Raw genomic sequence first — 18,540 nt, forward strand, 5'->3', positions numbered from 1 at the left:
GAGAAGCCCGATGACGATCACCCGCCGCGCCACGCTCGGCGCGCTTGCCGCGAGCCCGCTGCTGGCCTCGCCCGCCGTCCACGCCCAGGCGCCGACCGAGATCGTGTTCAACTACCCGATCGCCGTCGGCGGGCCGATCCCGCGCCTGATCGACGGGTATTGCGAGGAATTCGCGCGGGAGAATCCGCGCTTCCGCATCAAGCCGATCTATGCCGGGTCCTACCAGGACACGCTGACCAAGACGCTGACGGCGATGCGCGGCGGGGACGCGCCGCAGCTCGCCTGCCTGCTGGCCGTCGATATCTTCACGCTGATCGAGGAGGACGCGATCCTGGCGTGGGAGGATATGGCGGGGGTGGAGAAGCCCTGGCTGGACAGCTTCTATCCCGGCTTCATGGAAAACAGCCGCGCCCGCGGCAAGACCTGGGGCATCCCCTTCCAGCGCTCCACCATCGTGACCTACTGGAACAAGGACGCGTTCCGGGAAGCCGGGCTGGATCCGGAGACGCCGCCGCAGAACTGGGCGCAGCAGGTGGAGTTCGCGCAGAAGCTGACGAAGCGGCAGGGCGACAACGTCACGCAATGGGGCATCCAGATCCCCTCCTCCGGCTTCCCCTACTGGCTGTTCCAGGGGCTGACGACGCAGGCCGACGTCCGGCTGATGAATGCGGATGGCAACCGCACCTTCTTCAACGACCCGAAGGTGGCGGAGGCGCTGCAATACTGGATGGACCTGTCCCAGCGCCACCGCGTGCATCCCGGCGGCATCGTCGAATGGGGCACCACGCCGCGCGACTTCTTCGAGCGCAAGACGGCAATGATGTGGACGACCACGGGCAACCTGACGAATGTCCGCCGCAACGCCCCCTTCCCCTTCGGCGTCGGCATGCTGCCCGCGGGCCGCAGGCTGGGCAGCCCGACGGGGGGTGGCAACCTCTACGTCTTCAAGTCGGCCAATGCGGCGCAGCGGGAAGGCGCGGTGCGCTTCGCGCGCTTCCTGACGACGCCCGAGCGCGCGGCGCATTGGGGGATCGAGACCGGCTACGTCGCCGTCACGCCCGCGGCCTTCGAGACGGCGGCGATGCGCGCCTATGTCGCGGACTTCCCCGCCGCCGCCGTGGCGCGGGACCAGCTGCCGCATGCGGTGGCGGAGCTTTCCACGCATGAGAACCAGCGCGTGACCAAGGCGCTGAACGACAACCTGCAGGCCGGGCTGCTCGGCCGGAAGCAGGCGGGCCCCGCCATGGCGGATGCGCAGGCCGAGGCCGAGCGCATCCTGCGCCGGTACCGCTGAGGAAACGGCGATGCGGGGCCGGACGACCATCCATGCGTGGCTGATGCTGTCGCCGGCCCTGCTGCTGCTGGTGGCCTTCACCCATTATCCCGCGATCGCCACCATCTGGCATTCCCTCTTCTCCACGCCGCGGGGCAGCCGCCCCGCGCGCTTCGTCGGCGCGGAGAACTACCTGGCGCTGGCGGAGGACCCGATCTTCTGGCAGGCGCTGACCAACAACCTGGTCTATGCGCTGGCGACCATCCCGCTCTCCATCGGGCTGGCGCTGATGATGGCGCTCTGGGTGAACGGCAAGATCCATGGCCGCACCGCGCTGCGCATCGCCTTCTTCACGCCGACCGTGCTGCCGATGATCGCCGTGGCGAATCTCTGGCTGTTCTTCTTCACGCCGGATTACGGCCTGCTGGACCAGGTGCTGCGCACGCTGTTCGGCTGGGGGCCGACCAACTGGATCGGCACGACGGAAACCGCGCTCGGCGCGATGATCGTCGTGGCCGTCTGGAAGGAGGCGGGGTTCTTCATGATCTTCTACCTCGCCGCGCTGCAGGCCATTCCGCCCAACCTCTACGAGGCCGCGGCGATCGAGGGTGCGTCGCGCGCCCGCATCTTCTGGCGCGTGACGTTGCCGCTGCTGGGGCCGACGACGCTCTTCGTGCTGGTGAACGCCGTCATCAACGGCTTCCGCCTGGTGGACCACATCATCGTCATGACGAAGGGCGGCCCGGACAACGCCACGGCGCTGCTGCTGACCTATGTCTACGAACTCGGCTTCCGGTTCTGGGACACGGCCACGGCCTCCGCCCTCACGGTCGTGCTGCTGGTGATGCTGGCGCTGACGGCAGTGCTGCAATTCGCGCTGGGCGAGAAGCGGGTGCATTACCGGTGAACGGGACGATCGGGCGTATCGCCGAACATGCGGCGGCCTGGCTGCTGGGCCTGGTCTGGGTGGCGCCGCTGCTCTACGCGGTCTGGGCCGCGATCCACCCGCAGGGTTATTCGACGCGCTTCGAGTTGTTCGCGCCGCTGACGCTGGAGAATTTCACCGCTGCCTGGGATGCGGCGCCCTTCGCGCGCTACTTCCTGAACACCTTCATCCTGGTGACCATGGTGCTGGCGGCGCAGTTCGTGCTCTGCACGCTCGCGGCCTTCGCCTTCGCCCGCAGCGAATTCCGCGGCAGCGGGCTGCTGTTCGGGCTGGTGCTGCTGCAGTTGATGATCATGCCGGACGTGCTGCTGGTGGAGAACTACCGCAGCATGCGGGCACTCGGCCTGGTGGATACGATCCTGGCGATCGGGCTGCCCTACATGGCCTCCGCCTTCGGCATCTTCCTGCTGCGCCAGACCTTCAAGCAGATCCCGCGAGAGCTGGAGGAGGCCGCGCGGGTCGAGGGATGCGGCACCCTGGCGATCCTGCTGCGGGTCTATGTGCCGCTGGCGAAGCCGACCTACCTGGCCTATGGGCTGACCTCCGTCAGCTACCACTGGAACAACTTCCTCTGGCCGCTCGTCATCACCAACACGGTGGAGACGCGGCCGCTGACCGTGGGGCTTTCCGTCTTCGCCTCCACCGACCAGGGAATCGACTGGGCGATCATCTCGGCCGCCACGCTGATGACATCCGCGCCCCTGCTGCTGGGCTTCCTGATGTTCCAGCGGCAATTCGTGCAGTCCTTCATGCGGGCCGGCATTCGTTAGGGCACGGACAGGCCGATAGGCGCTGCCGATCCGGTGATCCCGCGGGCATCCTTGTTGCGCTGGGGGAGGAGAGGCCGCATGTCTGGCCGATGACCCTCCCCCCCGACCGCCACCAATCAGCGCCAGAGATCAGCCCGGGTCGGGTATCGAGCCTGCTGACCCGGGCAGGCCTTCCCCCGGAACGGGGGGAAGCGAGGCTGGTGGCCGGGATGCTGGCGGAGGTCGGCACGCTGGAACCCTCGGCCGCGGAGGCGGCGGAGGCACTGCGGAAACTGCGGGCGAATGGCGGCATCCCGCCCGAGCCGGAAGCGCCATCCGCCGCCGCGATCCAGGCCATGGCGGGGATGCTCTCCGGCATGGGGCTCAGCGCATCCGCGGCGGAGATCACGGTGCTGGCCCGGCGCTTCGCCGATGCCCCGCCGCCGTCGTCCGCCATCCTGGCCCAGGCCTGGCGAACATTGCGGCGCCCGGCACTGCGCGCCCGCCTGGCCACTGCCATGGCGGAGCATCCCTCCCTGCCCGCCCGCAAGGTGGATGTCGAGGCCGCACTGGAGGCCCTGACGGGCAGCGACGACTCCCCAGCGACCGTGCTGGCGGCACTCCGCGGGGCCATCCAGCAGCGCCTGCGCGGCGCGGGATCGGTCGAGGCCGCTGCGGCCGTGGCGGCGGACGACTCGGCGGCGCTGCTCGGCAAGCCGGAGGCGACGCTGGAAGCCATCGCGGTCGGCGCCCGGCTGGCGGCGGACGCGTTCGGGCTCGATGCCACCGCGGCAGAGCGCTTCGCGGAGGCCACGGTCGAGGCGGAGCGGGTGCGCCGCAAGGCATTGCGGGACGCGGCCGCCGCGGCCCGCAAGGCGCGGGCGGAGGCCGATCGCCAGCAGCGGGAATGGGAAGCGAGCCTGGTCACGCGCGACGCCATCGCCCCGCTGCTCGGCTGTTCGCCGGCCGAGGCGGAAGCCTGGCTCCGCGCGAAGCGTATCCCGGTTGCGCGCCGCATCGCGAAGGGCCGCGGACGCGGCGCGGAAGAGCTGCAGTTCGATCCCGCCGTGCTCGCGACGCTGCGCGCCGAGGTGGCGGCATGGCGGCAGGAACGGGTGGCGCCGGCCAGGGCGAACCCGCGCGCCAGCATCGCCAAGGCGGCTGAAGCGCCGGTCCGGGTGGACAACGCCGTGCTGGCGGAAGCCGCGGCCATGGATCGCTTCGTCAGCCATTTCACCACGGCACGCGCGCTCGACCGTCGCATCACCCTGATCACCGGCCCCACCAACTCCGGCAAGAGCCACCAGGCGCTCGACCGGCTTGCCAAGGCGGAGAGCGGAATCGCGCTCGCGCCGCTGCGGCTGCTGGCGCATGAATTCCGCGAAGCCCTCGCCGCGCGCGGAATCCTGGCGAGCCTCGTCACGGGCGAGGAGCGCGATCCGGTGCCGGGAAGCCGCTTCACCGCAGCGACGGTGGAGATGTGCCCCTTCAACACGCCGGTCGATGTCGCGGTGATCGATGAGGCCCAGCTGCTGACCGATCCCGATCGGGGCCATGCCTGGACAGCCGCCATCATGGGCGTCCCGGCCCGGGAGGTCGTGGTGCTGGGCTCGCCGGACTGCATACCCCTCGTCCGCCGGATCGCGACGCTGACGGACGAGCCGGTGGAGGAGATCGTCCTGGAGCGGAAGTCGCCGCTGCTGGCGGCCGATGAGCCCATCGCGCTTGGCGACCTGCGCAAGGGTGACGCGCTGATCGCCTTCTCCCGCCGCGATGTCCTGGAACTGCGCAGCGAATTGCAGCGTCGCAGCCGGCGGGTCGCGACCATCTACGGCGCGCTGAGCCCCGAAGTGCGCCGCGCCGAGGCGAGGCGCTTCCGGGAGACGGGCGAGGCGGACATCCTGATCGCCACCGATGCGATCGGGCTCGGGCTCAACTTGCCGATCTCCCGCATCGTGTTCTCGACGCTCGAGAAGTGGGATGGCACGGCCAGGCGGGCGCTCAATGCCTCCGAGGTCAGGCAGATCGGCGGCCGGGCGGGACGCTTCGGGCACCATGAGGAGGGGATCGTCGCCGTCCTCGTCGGTGCCGGGCGCCCGGCGGCGATCAAGCTCGCGCTCGGGACCCAGCCCGCTGCGCCGGCCGACCTGCGGCCCCGCGTGGCGCCGGACCTCGCCATCGTCACGGCCGTGGCGCGGGAGATGGGCACGACATCGCTCTACGCCACGCTCACGCGGCTGCAACGGGCTGTCCTTCGGCCGGATGATCCGTCCTACCGCCTTGCCGACATCTCCGCGCAGATCAGCATCGCCGCGGAGATCGACAAGCTCGACCTGCCGCTCGCGACGCGCTGGACCTATGCGCTATGCCCGGTCGATACGCGGGACTACGGGATCGAGCGCCTGTCGCGATGGGCGCTGGACCACGCCCGCGGCCACAAGGTCCGCCCCCCCGAAGCCGGCCCCCTGCCCCGGCCCGACACCGCGGGCCCGCTGGAACTGGAGCGGGCGGAGAAGACCTACAAGCGGCTGGTGGCGTGGCGATGGCTGTCGATGCGCTTCCCGGACGTCTATGTCGCTGCCGATGCCGCGACGCGGGAAAGCAACCGGCTGAACGACTGGATCGAAGCGGTGCTCGCCAGCCATCCTGCGCGCGGCGGGCGCCATGCGCAGGAACGGCCGGAGCCGAAGGCCAGGCGCCGGGCACCGGCGCCGCGGCGGTAGTCCCGCCCTCAGATCCAGGGCTTCTGCTGCCACAGGGCCCGGAAGCGCGTATCGGCATCGCGGAGATGCGCGACATAGGCATCGCCCAGCATGATGCGGAGCGGCTGCTGCGTGCGGCGGCATGCCTCGAGGTAGTCCGGGTCCCTCGACACCTTGTCGATCGCCGCGGTCAGCCGCGCCAGGATCGGCGCCGGAATCCCGCGCGGTCCGACGAAGCCCCGCAGGCTGCCGATGGCAACATCGACGCCCTGCTCGCGGAAGGTCGGCAGCGTGGGGTCCAGCGTCGAGCGTTCCTCCGCCATCACGCCCAGCATGCGGAAGGGCTGGCTGGCGGTCATGATCATCGCCTCGCCCAGATTGGCGGCGGCGCCGCGCACTTCCCGCTGCGTCACGGCCAGGACACCCGGCGGCAGGGCGTTGTAGATCACCGGCGTCAGGCTGATGCCCGCCGCCATCTCCAGCATCCGGACACTCAGGAAGCTGGTCGATCCGCGCGCCTGCGTGGCGATCGTGATCATCTCCGGCTCCCGCCGCGCGGCGGCCACCAGGTCCGCGAGGCTCGCGATGCCCGACTGCGCGTGCACGCCGATGATCGCCGGGTCATCGACCAGGCTGGCGACGAAGGAGAAACTGTCGAGGTTCCAGCGGGGATTCCGCTCGATCGGGATGGTGACGAGGCCTGGGGTATTGAGGATGCCGAAGGTGTGGCCATCCGGCCTGGAATCCGCGACGGCATTGATGCCGATCTCGCCGCCCGCGCCCGGCCGGTTCTGCACGACGAAGGGCTGGCCGAGTTCACGTTCGAGGAACTGGCCGAGGGTGCGCGCGGTGATGTCGTTGCCGCCGCCCGCGCCGAAGGGCACGACCAGCGTGACCGGACGGTCAGGCCAGGCGGGCTGCGCCTTCACGATGGCGGGCTGGGCCAGGGTGGCTGCGCCCAGGGCCAGCCATCGGCGGCGTGTCAGGGCGATGGGGAAGGTCATCGTCGGGCCTTTCATCGGGCTGGGGCATGGCAATCCTGCGCCGGCGGTCCTGGCATCAGCCATCCGAGACCGCCGAGGGCCTGTTGCCGCCTGTCGTGCTTGCGATGACTATCCCATGGCGAATGAGGGCGCGCCTAGATGAACCCTCCCTGTCACTGCCGGAGATGCCGATGAGCGACCAACCTGCCCTGCCGCTTCTTTTCACGCCGCTGACGCTGCGGGGGCTCACGCTCAAGAACCGCATCGTCGTTTCCCCCATGTCGCAGTATTCGGCCGTGAATGGCGAGCCGACGGATTGGCACCTGGTGCACCTCGGCAAATTCGCGATGGGCGGCGCCGGCGTGGTGTTCTGCGAGGAAACCTCCGTTTCCGAACGGTCGCGCAAGACCTATGACTGCCCGGGCATCTACACCGAAGGCCAGGTCCGCGCCTGGCGGCGCATCACGGATTTCATCCAGGGCCAGGGCGCCATCGCGGCCATGCAGCTTGGCCATGCGGGGCGGAAAGTCGCCACCCGCGCGCCCTGGGACGGGTTTGCGCCGCTGGGCGAACAGGATGCCGCGAATGGCAGGCCGCCCTGGGCCGGGATCGCCCCGAGCCCCATTCCCTTCAAGGAAGGAGCCTTGGTTCCGAAGGAGATGGACGCCGACGATATCCGGCGCGTCATCGCCCTGCATGTCGATGCGGCGAAGCGGACGCGGGATGCCGGGTTCGGCATCCTCGAGATCCATGGGGCGCATGGCTACATCATCCAGCAATTCCTTTCGCCCATCACGAACCATCGGAAGGATGGCTATGGCGGGGATATCCAGGGCCGGATGCGGTTCGGGCTGGAATTGATGGAAGCCGTGCGCGAGGCCTGGCCCGCCGAACTGCCCCTGTTTTTCCGCGCGTCATGCGTCGATGGCCGGGGCGGGATCTGGAGCCTGGACGATACCGTGGTGCTGGCGCGTGAGCTTAAGGCGCGCGGGGTCGATGTGATCGACTGCTCATCGGGGGGCATCGAAGGGCCGCTGACCCTGCACCTGGTGCCGCGCGTGCCGGGTTATCACGTGCCGTTCGCGGAGCGGATCCGGAAGGACGCGGCCATGCCCACCATGGCGGTCGGCCTGATCACGGAAGCGCATCAAGCCGAGGGCTACCTGCAGGCCGGGCAGTGCGACCTGGTGGCGCTGGCGCGCGAGATGATGTGGAACCCGAACTGGCCGACGCATGCCGCAGCGGCGCTGGGCATGGACAAGCCGCATGAGCAGCTGCCGAGGCCCTATGCGTGGTGGCTGCAGAAGCGGGAGGATGTCCGCCGGATCAGCCAGGCTTGATCGGCGAAAGGTCTATCGCCCGTGACCGCACGCGACGGGCTGCCACCGCCGCGCGAGGGGAATCTGTCAGGGTCTCGGCGGCGGCCGCTGCAACGCTTCAGGCGGCCGCGGAGGCCGGCCCGTCGCGGTGGTCGGCGGGGCCCGACAGCCTGATGGCCCCGTTCGGCTCGCGCAGCACGTAGCCGCGGCCCCAGACGGTGCCGATCAGTTCGGCCGCCCCGGCATTGGCGAGCTTCTTGCGCAGCTTGCAGATGAAAACGTCGATGATCTTGACCTCGGGTTCATCCATGCCGCCGTAGAGGTGGTTCAGGAACGCTTCCTTGGTCAGCACCACGCCCTTGCGCAGGGTGAGCAGTTCGAGGACCGCGTATTCCTTGCCGGTGAGATGAACCGCGCGTCCGTCCACGAGGACCTCGCGCGATCCGAGATTCAAGGTCAGGGGGCCGACCGAGAGGGTGGGCTGGCTGAAACCCTTGGCCCGACGAACGATGGCCTGGATGCGGGCCACCAGTTCCTGCTGATCGAAAGGCTTCGTGATGTAGTCGTCAGCCCCCATGCCGAAACCGCGAACCTTCGCCTGGGGGCGGGTGAGCCCGGAGAGGATGAGCACGGGCGTCTCCACCCTCGCCGCACGGAGGCGGCGCACCACCTCATAGCCCTCCATGTCCGGCAGCATGAGGTCGAGGACGACGATGTCGTAGTCGTAGAGGCGGGCAAGCTCCAGCGCCTCCTCGCCGGTGTCGGCCGTGTCGATGATCATCGCGGCGGCCTTGAGTGCCAAGGCAACACCTCGCGCCACGATTGTATCGTCTTCAACCAGAAGGACACGCATGGGCCGGCTCCACACACCTGATGCGTGTAGAGATACCACCTTCACGCGATATGTGAAGGCCTGATTCATCCGAAAAATGGATAATCTTTCGCGTCTATATAAAAAAAGAGAGAAACTGATAGAAATGAAGATAAATCCGATCGGGCAGCGACTGACATTGGCGGAGGCGTTAATCCGGTCCTCGCCCTTAACCCAATCGCAAGGGCGTATCGTGGCCGTTGACCAGAATGGCATCGCGCTCTCCGGGTTCAGGCCACCCCTCGCCTTGCGTGACCGCGTCGCGACCACGGACCGATCGGGCACCACCATCATCGCCGAGGTCGTCGGCACGCGTGACGGGAACGCGCGGGTTGCCGTTCTCGGCGATGCCGACGGTCTCTCCGAAGGCAGCACCGCACGCGCCACCGCGACCGAGGGTTTGGGCATCAGCCAGGCATGGCTCGGCCGCGTGCTGGATCCGATGGGAAATCCGCTCGACGGGCAGCCGAAGCCGCCCCCTGCGCTCCACCGATGCCCGACACGGCGCCAGCCGCCCGCCCCCGGTCTGCGCCAGCGCCTCGGGCCCGCCGTGTGCCTGGGTGTCCGCGCGCTGGACTGCTTCTGCACGATGCGGGAGGGGCAGCGCCTCGGGCTTTTCGCCGCGTCGGGGGTCGGCAAATCCACCCTGCTGGCAAGCCTGGCGCGCTCGGGCGATTTCGACGTCACCGTCGTCGGCCTGATCGGTGAGCGTGGGCGTGAAGTCCGTGAATTCGTCGAGGACGATCTTGGCCCCGCGGGACTGGCCAGAAGCGTCGTGATCTGCGCGACATCCGATGCCGCCGCCGCCGTCCGGCGAGAGGCCGCCTTCGCCGCCGTCACCGTCGCCGAACACTTCCGCGACCAGGGGCAGCGGGTTCTCCTGCTGCTCGATTCCGTCACGCGATTCGCGCAGGCCTGCCGGGAGATCGGCCTGGCCGCGGGGGAACCGCCCGCGACGCGGGGATATCCGCCCAGCGTCTTCCGTGAACTGCCGGCACTGCTGGAACGGGCGGGGCCGGGCGGGCCCGGCGCCGGCAGCATCACCGCCCTCATTACCGTTCTGGTCGAGGGCGACGACCATGACGAGCCGGTCGCGGATTCCGTCCGGGGCATCCTCGATGGCCACGTCGTGCTGGACCGGCGGATCGCCGAGGGTGGACGCTTTCCCGCCATCGATGTGCTGCGCAGCCTCTCCCGCACCGTGCCCGGATGCCAGACCGCGGAGCAGGCCGCGCTCGTCACGCAGGCGCGGCGCCTGCTGGCGCTGCGCGATGAGGTCGCCGACCTCGTGCGCCTCGGCGCCTACCGGGCCGGAACCGACGCCGACACGGACCGGGCCTTGCGCGCGGCCCCCCGCATCGAAGCGATGCTCAGCCAGAAGAAGACCGAGGCCAGTTCGATGGAGGAGGCCTTTGCCGCGCTGGCACGGGCGGTGAGCGATGAGCCGGCCTGACCCGCTGGCCGTGATGCGCCTGCTGCGCCGCGCCGAGCTGGAGGCCGCGCGGCAGCAGGCGGCCGAGGTGCTGGATCGGCGCCGCCAGGCCGAGCAGGCCGTCACCGCGACGATGCTGGCCGTGGCGGAGGAGAAGCGATCGGCCGAGCCGGCGGCTTACGCCGGCTGGGTGTCGGCGCCGCGGGCCGAACTGGCGTTGCTCGCGAGCCGGCTGTCGGCGGCGGAGGCCAGCGTCACGCTGGCGCAGAACAAGGTCGTCGCCGCCAAGCTGTCGGAGCAGCTGGTCATGGATGCGCAGCAGCGGCAGCGGCAGGCCATGCGCCGCAAGCGCCTCGCAAAGGAACAGAAGCTCCTCGACGATCTCTGAGCCCGGCTGCCGCGTGCATGGAAAGCAGGCTCCGCGACATCGGCCGGGAGGATCGGGGCCTTCCGCCGGCCAGGCGTCAATGCACCCCGGGGCGTGGCGTCCCGATGGCATCGCCGGCACCTGGCGGGCATGCGGGAATGATCGTGGCCTGGGACAGGGCCTTCGCCAGGTCGCAGAGGGCTTCCAGGATCCGCACGGCCGCGCTGTACTGCGCGCTTCCGATCGGCGCTTCCGCGCAAACCTTGACGGCGGCGCGGCGGGCAGCGTCCGCGGCCCGCATCGCCGCGAAGCGGGTCTCGGAGGTCATCAGGCGTGGTGTACGAGCCATGGCCAAGGTCTAGCAGGCGGTTCGCAGCAAACTCTGAACGGGCCCCATCGAAGCGGCGGCTGATCCTGCCGGCATGGAAGGCTCAGCGCAGCTTGAGCGGGCACTCCTGCACGCAACGCTCGGCATGGGTGGCGAGGCAACGGCCCAGGATGCCTTCCCGCTGCATGGCGCCGACGCAGTTCAGCAACGGGAAGCTCGCGCGGCGCAGCGGTTGCGCGGCGCGGGGCTTGGCGCCGGTCTCCTCCTCCGCGATGCAGAGGGCCTCATCCTCATCGGGTGCCAGCACGCAACCCGGCGACCGCCCTTCGAATGTGACCAACCAAGCGCCCACGACGCACGACCCACTTGCTGTCAAGCCAACTTGACAATTCCGGCGCCTCCACGCAAGCCGACTTGACAATCAATGACGAAAATCATCCGGTCCATCCGTCCCGGTGGCCCTCAGCCGGGGCCGAGCCGCAGGATGGCCCGCGCCATCGCCTGCGCGCGCGGGACGAGGCTCGCCACCTCCAGGTATTCCTCCGGCGTGTGGGCCCGTCCGCCGACCGGGCCGACCGCGCACAGGGTCGGTGCCCCCATCGCCGCGGTGAAGCCGCTATCGGCACAGCCGCCGCTGAACTCCCCCTCCGGCACGAAGCCCGTCTCCCGCGCCGCATCCCGGTACAGGTCGAACAGCTTCCGCGCCTCGGGGGACTGCGTCAGCGGCAGGAACTCCCCCTTGATGGTCAGCGTGGCGCGGGTGCCCGGGACGAAGCTCTTCGCGATGATGGCTTCGATCTTCGCCATCACCTCGTCGCGGTCGGCCGGTTCGACATAGCGCAGGTCGATCTGCCCCTGCGCCCAGGGTGCCACCGTGTTCACGGACTGCCCGCCGCTGACCAGGCCGACATTCAGCGTGATGCCGCGCTTCAGGTCGGTCAGCGCATGGATCGCCGTGATCTTCGCGGCCAGCTCGCCGATGGCGCTGATGCCGGCTTCGAAATTCCCGCCGGAATGGGCGGCCTTGCCTTCGATGTCGAAGACCGAGAAGACGCCGCCCTTGCGGCCCGTGACGATGCCGCCGGTGGGGCGGCCGGGCTCCGAGTTGAAGACGACGCGCGCGGCCCGCGCCTCCGCCTCGATCACCGGGCGCCCCTCCGGGCTGCCGATCTCCTCATCGCCCGTGAACAGCGCGACGAGCGGCCCCGGCGCGCCGCCGAACTTCCGGAAGGCGGCGAGGACGAACATGTTCATCACCAGGCCGGCCTTCATGTCGGCGACGCCCGGGCCATAGGCGCGCGCACCCTCGATCCGGAAGGGGCGCCGCTCGGGCTCCCCCTTCGGGAAGACCGTGTCGCGATGGCCCATCAGCACGATGTTCTGCCGGTTGTTGCCGCCGCTCAGGCCATCGCCACCCTCGACCGTGGCGCGGATGCAATCGCCATGCTTCCGCTGCGGAAGGACTTCCGTCGGGATGCCCTGCGCTTCCATGAAGCGGCGCACCTGGGCGCCGACCCGGTCAACCCCTTGCTTGTCGTAGCTGCCGCCATCGGTATCGACCATCTCGCGCAGCGTCGCGAGCATGGCGTCCTGCTGCGAAGCAAGCCAGGCCAGGATCTCGTTCTCTGCGCTCATGGTGCGTCTCCCGCTGCATCGATGGGCGCAGGCTGGCACCGCGCCCGAGGCCTGGGAAGCCCAGGGGCGCCGATGCGTGACGCTCGTCCTGCCGGGCGATGCAGGCTCGGCTATTCCACCCGCCCGATGCGCTGCACGGCGCGCACCAGGCGCGCGCTGTCCTCGGCGAAGAAGGCGGCGAAGGCGGGCGCGTCCATGTAGCGCACCGGCGCGCCGGCGGCCGTGAAGGCCTGGACCAGTTGCGGGTCCGTGACCGCTTCGCGCATCGCATCGCGCAGCTTCTGGATCACCGAGGCCGGCGTCGCGGCGGGCGCGAACATGCCGGCCCAGATGTAGAACTCGACGTCGGCGAAGCCCTTCTCGATGAAGGTCGGCACGTCGGGGAAGGCGGGCACGCGCTCCCTCCCCCAGCAGCCCAGCACCCGGATGCGGCCGTCCCGCGCATGCTGCGTCAGCGTGCCGGGTGCCGAGGCCAGCGCCTGGATCTGCCCGCCGAGCAGCGCCGTGATGGCCGGGCCCGCGCCCGTGAAGGGCACGTGCAGCAGCCGGATATTGGCGGAGGCCGCGAGCATCTCCATCGCCACATGCAGCGTGCCGTAGGTGCCGGAGGAGCCGTAGGGGATGTTGCCTGGATTGGCGCGGGCGGCGGCGATGAACTCCTCCATCGTGCGCCAGGGGGCGGAGGCCGGCACGGCCAGCATGGTCGGGTCCGCATTCACCAGGGCGACGGGCGCGAACTGGTCGGCGGTATAGGGCGGCGCGCGGTTGAACAGGCGCTCCGCCTCCGGGATCACGGCGAGCGACGACAGCGCCATCACCAGCGTGTAGCCATCCGGCGCGCTGCGGGCGACGAAGCCGTTGCCGATGGCGCCGGCGGCGCCGCCACGGTTCTGCACCACCACCGGCTGCCGCAGGATCTTTTCGAGAGCCGCGGCCACGGGGCGGGCGGCGAGGTCGGCCTGGCCACCAGGCGGGAAGGGCACAACGAGGTTGATGGGGCGGGTCGGGTAATCCGTGCCCTGCGCCTGTGCGGCCAGGGGCATGAGCGCGGAAGCGGCCAGCAGCGAGCGGCGGTCGATCATCGTTCTTGTTCCTCCCGGTGGTTTGGCGCCTCCCCCCGCGCATGAGCGCGGGAGGAGGAAAGGCAGGCGTCAGGCGACGGGGTTTTCCAGGATGCCGATGCCCGGCACCTCGATCCGCACCACGTCGCCCGCCTTCATGAACTTCGGCGGGTTGAAGCCGATGCCGACGCCGGCGGGCGTGCCCGTCGCGATCACGTCGCCCGGCTCCAGCGTGATGGCAGCGCTGATCGCCTCCACCAGGGTCGGGATGTCGAAGATAAGGTCGGAGACGGGCGCATGCTGCCGGCGCTCCCCGTTCAGCCAGGTGGTCAGCGTCAGCGCCGTGGGGTCCGGGCACTCGTCGGCCGTGAGGATAGCCGGGCCCATGGGCGCGAAGGTGTCGAGGCCCTTGCCCAGGATCCACTGGCTGTGCCGCTTCTGCAGGTGCCGCGCCGTGACGTCATTGACGATGGTGTAGCCGAAGACGTGCTTCAGCGCGTCCGCCTTGCTGATCCCGCGCCCGCCGGTGCCGATGACGACGCCGAGTTCGCCCTCGTAGTCCAGGCCCCCGGTCGGGTCCATCGCGCTCAGGATCGGCTCGCCATTCGCGATGATGCTGGTGTGGGGCTTGCTGAAGACGACGGGGAACGGGGGCACCACGTCCTTGGCGCCGCCATCGAAGCCCGATCCCGCGAATTCCTTCGCGTGCTCGTGATAGTTCTTGCCCACGCAGAAGATGTTCTTGGGCGTGCGGGGGATGGGCGCCAGCAGCTTCGCCCCCGCCGCGACCGGCGCCTTGGCGGCCGCCGCCTTGGCCGCCGGCAGCGCGCCGGAGGCGATCAGCCCCACCATGTCCCGCGGCAGGCCGGCATCGGCGGCGGTCAGGTCCAGCACCTGCCCCGCCGCATCCAGCGCGCCCACGCGCGCGCCCTTGGAATCCGTGAACGTCACCAGCCGCATCGCGCGGTCCCCCAGTCAGTTGAGCTTGGCGCGCATCTGCCCGGATTCCGAGGGATTGGCCAGGGGGAGGCTCGCCGCCGTCTCCAGCGCCCGTGCCGCGCGGAAGGCGAGGTCATCCCGGTAGAGCGCCGCGGCCACCTGCACCGCCCGCGGCATGCCGGCCTCATCCAGGCCGATCGGCACGGCGATGGCGGGCTGGCGGGTCAGGTTGAAGGCGAAGGTCCAGGGCGCCCAGTCCCGCCACAGCGCTTCCACCGGGCGGATGGTCGGCGCATCGGCGTCCAGCGCCGCGGTCGGTGTGGCCGCCGTCAGGATCAGGTCGTAGCGCTGGTGGAAGCGCGCCATGGCGTGCCCGCATTCCACGCGCAGCATGTCGGCGCCGAGGAAATCGGCCGCGCCCATGTCGCCCATCTTCCGGGCCACTTCCTCGATCCCCGCATCCAGATGGCCGCGCTTCTCGGCTGGCGTGCCGGTCCAGATGCGGGCGATCGCGACGCCCCAGACGCGGGAGAAGATGGCGCGGGTGTCGGGCAGCTGGGGGTCCGCTTCCTCGACGATCGCGCCCTGCTCCGACAGCAGCCTGGCCGCGACCTGCAGCGCCGCCTCCCCTTCCTCATCCAGCGGGGGCTCGAAGCCCAGGCGCCGGACGACCGCCACCCGGAGGCCGGCCACGCCCTGGTCCATGCCCGCCCGCCAATCACGCGGGTCATCGGGCAGGCAGACGGGGTCGCGCAAATCGTGGCGCGCCATGGCGGACATCATCAGCGCCGCGTCGCCCACGCTCCGCGTCATCGGCCCGGCGCAGGCGACGGCGGAGAAGGCGCCATGCGGCCATTGCGGAATGCGCCCATAGCTCGGCTTCACGCCGACCAGGCCGCAATAGGCGGCGGGGATGCGGATCGATCCGCCGGCATCGGTGCCGATATGCAGCGGCCCGAAGCAGGCCGCCCCCGCGGCCCCGGCGCCGGAGGAACTGCCGCCCGGCGTTCGCTGCGGGTTCCAGGGGTTGCGGGTGATGCCATGCAGCGGGCAGTCGCCGGGCGTCTTCCAGCCGAATTCCGTGGTTGTCGTCTTGCCGATGATGACGGCCCCCGCCGCCTTCAGCCCGACCACGGCCGGCGCATCCTCGGTTGCCGGCGCGGGGTCCGTCACCAGGCTGCCGCGCCGCGTCGGGAAGCCCGCCATGTTCAGCAGGTCCTTCACCGTGCAGGGCACGCCATCCAGCATGCCCATGGGCCGGCCCGCGGCCCAGCGCGCCTCACTTTCCCCGGCATCCTTCAGGGCGCGGGGGTTCATGGCGGCGAAGGCATTGACCCAGGGGTTGTAGCGGGCGATCCGCTCCGTCACCGCCTTCAGCGCCTCCACGGGGGAGAGGGCGCGCCGCGCATAGAGCGAGAGCAGCTGCTCCGCCGTCATCAGCGCGGGATCGGTCGGTGTGGTCATGCGGGGCTTCCAGGGGGGCTCGGTGGCGGGCAGCATGGCGCCACGCAGCCCGAGAGGAAACCCCGATGCCCGAACCGACTCCCCCTTGGGAACTCACCGAGCCCGAGTGGCGGAAGATCGTCGGCCGCGCCCGCGCCGGCCGCAGCCTGCGCCCGGCTTCCTGGCCCGGCGGGGCGCGGTGCTGCGTGACGCTGTCCTTCGACGCGGACCATGAGACGGGGCCGCTGCGCGACTCCGATGACAGCCCGATGCGCATCAGCCAGGGGCAGTACGGTTCGCGCCAGGGCATTCCGCGCATCCGCGCGCTGCTGGCCAGGCACGGCATCCCGGCGACCTTCTTCTACCCCGCCGTCAGCGCCATGCTGCACCCGGAGGAGATCCGCGCCGTGGCCGATGAGGGCCATGAGATCGGCATCCATTCCTGGATCCACGAGGCCAACACCAAGCTGCCCCAGGGGGTGGAGCGGGACCTGACGCTGCGTTCCGCCGATATGCTGGAGAAGCTGTCGGGCCAGCGCCCCGTCGGCATCCGCACGGCCTCCTGGGACTTCTCCATCGACACGCTGTCGATCATCAAGGAGATGGGGCTGCTCTACGATTCGTCGCTGATGGCTGACGACGATGCCTATGAGCTGCTGGACCAGGGCGAGCCGACCGGCATCGTGGAACTGCCGCCGGAGTGGATCCGCGACGACGCCGTCTATTTCAACATGCTCCGCTTCAGCGGCCTTCGCCCCTACACGCCGCCTTCCGCGGTGGAGGAGATCTTCACGGCGGAATTCGACGGCGCCTATGCGGAAGGGGGCATGTTCCTGCTGACCATGCATCCGCACATCATCGGCCACCGGTCGCGCCTGCCGCTGCTCGACCGCCTGATCACCCGCATGAAGAAGCATGAGGGCGTGTGGTTCGCGACCCATGCGCAGGCCGCGCAATGGTGCAAGGACCATGGTGGCGGCTGACCGTCGCTGGCTGCCGGCGCTGCTGCTGATCCTGCTGGCCTGGCTGCCGCTGGCGGCCCAGGCGCAGGACCGCGTGCTGCAATCCGGCTGGTATGCCGGGGAGCCGCAGCAATACCTGCGCCAGGGGGAGTTGACGGGCCTCGACATCGAGATGGTCCGCGCCATCGCCCGCCAGGCCGGGGAGGAGGTCCGCTTCCTCCCCATGGAATACCTGCCGCTGCTCGATGCCGTGGCGGCGGGGCGCCTCGACCTCGCGACCGGCATCCCGGAGACGCCGGAGCGGGCCGCGCGCTTCGCCCTCTCCCTGCCCTACCGCCACGATACCAACGTGCTCATCACCCGGCGGGGGGAAGCGGCGCGGCTCCGCTTCGCCGATGCCGCCGGGCTCGCAGCCTTCATGGCGGAAGACAGGCATTTCCGCCTCGGCGTGCGGGCCGGCTTTTCCTACTTCGATGCGGCGCTCGATGAGGTGATCGCCGCCCCGCCCGCGCCGGGCCGTGTCCGTGCGGCGAGCAACGACGCCACGAACATCCGCCGGCTGCTGGCCGGCGAGATCGATGGCTTCCTGGCGGAGCGGCTTTCCGTCGCGCTCGCGATCACCAGCCTTGGTGCCGCCGCACAGGTCGAGGAAGCGCGGATGCGGATCGTCATCCCCCTGCACCTCGCCTTCAACCGGGAGACGATGACGCCGGCGCTGCTCGGCCGCATCGATGCGGCGATCGAGATGCTGACGGAGGACGGCACGCTGGACCGCATCGCCTCCCGCTTCCGCTTTCCCATCCTGCTGTCGCTGACCATCGACAGCCGCTGGTTCCTGATGCTGCAGATCACCGGCGCGATCGCCAGCGCGCTGGCCGGGACGCTGGCCGCGCGGCACAGCGGCTGGTCGCTGTTCGGGGCCTTCGTGCTGGCCGCCATCACGGCCGGTGCCGGCGGCGTGCTGCGGAACCTGCTGATGGGGCGCTTCCCGCTCGGCATCCTGCGCAATCCCCTGTTCCTCCAGCTCATCCTGGGCACGGTGCTGGTGGTCTGGGCGGTGATGCATGCCTGGGCGCTGCTGCGGGGCCGGGCGATCCTGGCCTTCTGGATCGCGCAGCTGGCGGTGGCGATGCGCCGGCGCCGCGCCGATCGCTGGCTGTTCGATTTCGCCGATGCGCTCGGCCTGGGGGCCTCCACCGTCCTCGGCGTCACCATCGCCTTCGGCATGGGGGCGGACCCGCTCTGGCTCTGGGGGCCGCTGCTCGGCACCATCACCGGCGCGGGCGGCGGCATCATCCGCGACGTGCTGCGCGGCGGCGGCAGCATCCCGAACCTCACGACCGGCTTCTACGGGGAGGTGTCGCTGATCTGGTCCCTCGCCCTCACCGGCTACCTGATGGCGCGCGGGCCGGGGATCGAGATCGATGAGGTCGTGCCCGCCGTCATCGTGGCCGTCATCGGCTGCGTCGTGACGCGCATGGCGGCACTGGCCTTCGGCTGGAAGCCACCGCGCCTTGCCTGAGCAGGAGC

The 18,540-nt window shown here is 70.2% G+C and carries 17 protein-coding genes; 9 read left to right on the plus strand and 8 right to left on the minus strand.

Annotated features, from left to right (window positions below):
- Positions 1-10 precede the first annotated feature (10 nt).
- The 4 genes from JJI54_RS26520 (at position 11) to JJI54_RS26535 (ending at position 5,691) form a co-directional block, all read left to right on the plus strand.
- Entirely contained in the window at positions 11-1,294 is a 1,284-nt protein-coding gene (locus JJI54_RS26520; protein WP_203076433.1) for an ABC transporter substrate-binding protein, read from the plus strand.
- 10 nt (positions 1,295-1,304) lie between these two features.
- The gene (locus JJI54_RS26525) at positions 1,305-2,180 is read left to right on the plus strand and encodes a carbohydrate ABC transporter permease (protein WP_203076434.1); all 876 of its coding nucleotides are present in this window, start codon (positions 1,305-1,307) and stop codon (positions 2,178-2,180) included.
- On the plus strand, positions 2,177-2,989 hold the full coding sequence (locus tag JJI54_RS26530; RefSeq protein ID WP_318987589.1) for a carbohydrate ABC transporter permease: 813 nt from the start codon (positions 2,177-2,179) through the stop codon (positions 2,987-2,989). Before JJI54_RS26525 ends, JJI54_RS26530 begins: the two co-directional genes overlap by 4 nt.
- Positions 2,990-3,198: 209 nt before the next feature.
- On the plus strand, positions 3,199-5,691 hold the full coding sequence (locus JJI54_RS26535; RefSeq protein ID WP_226382162.1) for a helicase-related protein: 2,493 nt from the start codon (positions 3,199-3,201) through the stop codon (positions 5,689-5,691).
- 8 nt (positions 5,692-5,699) lie between these two features.
- Here the strand turns inward: JJI54_RS26535 and JJI54_RS26540 are convergent, their stop codons facing one another.
- On the minus strand, positions 5,700-6,674 hold the full coding sequence (locus JJI54_RS26540; RefSeq protein WP_203076435.1) for a Bug family tripartite tricarboxylate transporter substrate binding protein: 975 nt from the start codon (positions 6,672-6,674) through the stop codon (positions 5,700-5,702).
- 170 nt (positions 6,675-6,844) lie between these two features.
- Between JJI54_RS26540 and JJI54_RS26545 the strand changes: the two genes are divergently transcribed.
- The gene (locus tag JJI54_RS26545) at positions 6,845-7,993 is read left to right on the plus strand and encodes an NADH:flavin oxidoreductase/NADH oxidase (protein ID WP_203076436.1); all 1,149 of its coding nucleotides are present in this window, start codon (positions 6,845-6,847) and stop codon (positions 7,991-7,993) included.
- 97 nt (positions 7,994-8,090) lie between these two features.
- Here JJI54_RS26545 and ctrA read toward each other — a convergent pair whose 3' ends face one another.
- Positions 8,091-8,825 carry a response regulator transcription factor CtrA gene (ctrA, locus tag JJI54_RS26550; RefSeq protein ID WP_203076437.1) on the minus strand — a complete coding sequence of 245 codons (735 nt, stop codon included), beginning with the start codon at positions 8,823-8,825 and terminating at the stop codon, positions 8,091-8,093.
- Positions 8,826-8,901: 76 nt separating this feature from the next.
- On the opposite strand from ctrA, the gene JJI54_RS26555 reads away from it, so the two are divergent.
- Positions 8,902-10,296 carry a FliI/YscN family ATPase gene (locus tag JJI54_RS26555; RefSeq protein ID WP_226382146.1) on the plus strand — a complete coding sequence of 465 codons (1,395 nt, stop codon included), beginning with the start codon at positions 8,902-8,904 and terminating at the stop codon, positions 10,294-10,296.
- Positions 10,283-10,663 carry a hypothetical protein gene (locus JJI54_RS26560; RefSeq protein ID WP_203076438.1) on the plus strand — a complete coding sequence of 127 codons (381 nt, stop codon included), beginning with the start codon at positions 10,283-10,285 and terminating at the stop codon, positions 10,661-10,663. The genes JJI54_RS26555 and JJI54_RS26560 overlap by 14 nt, the downstream gene beginning before the upstream one ends.
- Before the next feature lie 76 nt (positions 10,664-10,739).
- Here the strand turns inward: JJI54_RS26560 and JJI54_RS26565 are convergent, their stop codons facing one another.
- The 6 genes from JJI54_RS26565 to JJI54_RS26590 all read right to left on the minus strand — a co-directional run bounded on the left by JJI54_RS26565 (position 10,740) and on the right by JJI54_RS26590 (position 16,069).
- A complete protein-coding gene (locus JJI54_RS26565; RefSeq protein ID WP_203076439.1) occupies positions 10,740-10,970 on the minus strand; it encodes a hypothetical protein in 231 nt (76 codons plus the stop codon).
- Positions 10,971-11,073: 103 nt separating this feature from the next.
- Positions 11,074-11,277: a hypothetical protein gene (locus JJI54_RS26570; protein ID WP_203076440.1), complete on the minus strand. Its 204-nt coding sequence runs from the start codon at positions 11,275-11,277 to the stop codon at positions 11,074-11,076.
- 155 nt (positions 11,278-11,432) lie between these two features.
- Entirely contained in the window at positions 11,433-12,605 is a 1,173-nt protein-coding gene (locus JJI54_RS26575) for a M20 family metallopeptidase (protein WP_203076441.1), read from the minus strand.
- Between the two features lie 110 nt (positions 12,606-12,715).
- Positions 12,716-13,687 carry a Bug family tripartite tricarboxylate transporter substrate binding protein gene (locus JJI54_RS26580; RefSeq protein WP_203076442.1) on the minus strand — a complete coding sequence of 324 codons (972 nt, stop codon included), beginning with the start codon at positions 13,685-13,687 and terminating at the stop codon, positions 12,716-12,718.
- Positions 13,688-13,756: 69 nt separating this feature from the next.
- On the minus strand, positions 13,757-14,626 hold the full coding sequence (locus JJI54_RS26585) for a fumarylacetoacetate hydrolase family protein (protein WP_203076443.1): 870 nt from the start codon (positions 14,624-14,626) through the stop codon (positions 13,757-13,759).
- Between the two features lie 15 nt (positions 14,627-14,641).
- A complete protein-coding gene (locus JJI54_RS26590; RefSeq protein WP_203076444.1) occupies positions 14,642-16,069 on the minus strand; it encodes an amidase family protein in 1,428 nt (475 codons plus the stop codon).
- A 65-nt stretch (positions 16,070-16,134) separates the two neighbouring features.
- Between JJI54_RS26590 and JJI54_RS26595 the strand changes: the two genes are divergently transcribed.
- On the plus strand, positions 16,135-17,031 hold the full coding sequence (locus JJI54_RS26595; protein WP_203076445.1) for a polysaccharide deacetylase family protein: 897 nt from the start codon (positions 16,135-16,137) through the stop codon (positions 17,029-17,031).
- Positions 17,018-18,532, plus strand: a complete 1,515-nt coding sequence (locus JJI54_RS26600) for a transporter substrate-binding domain-containing protein (protein WP_203076446.1) — start codon at positions 17,018-17,020, stop codon at positions 18,530-18,532. Before JJI54_RS26595 ends, JJI54_RS26600 begins: the two co-directional genes overlap by 14 nt.
- Positions 18,533-18,540 lie beyond the last annotated feature (8 nt).

The organism is Falsiroseomonas ponticola (assembly GCF_016805305.1).
In the GTDB taxonomy this organism is placed as follows: domain Bacteria; phylum Pseudomonadota; class Alphaproteobacteria; order Acetobacterales; family Acetobacteraceae; genus Falsiroseomonas; species Falsiroseomonas ponticola.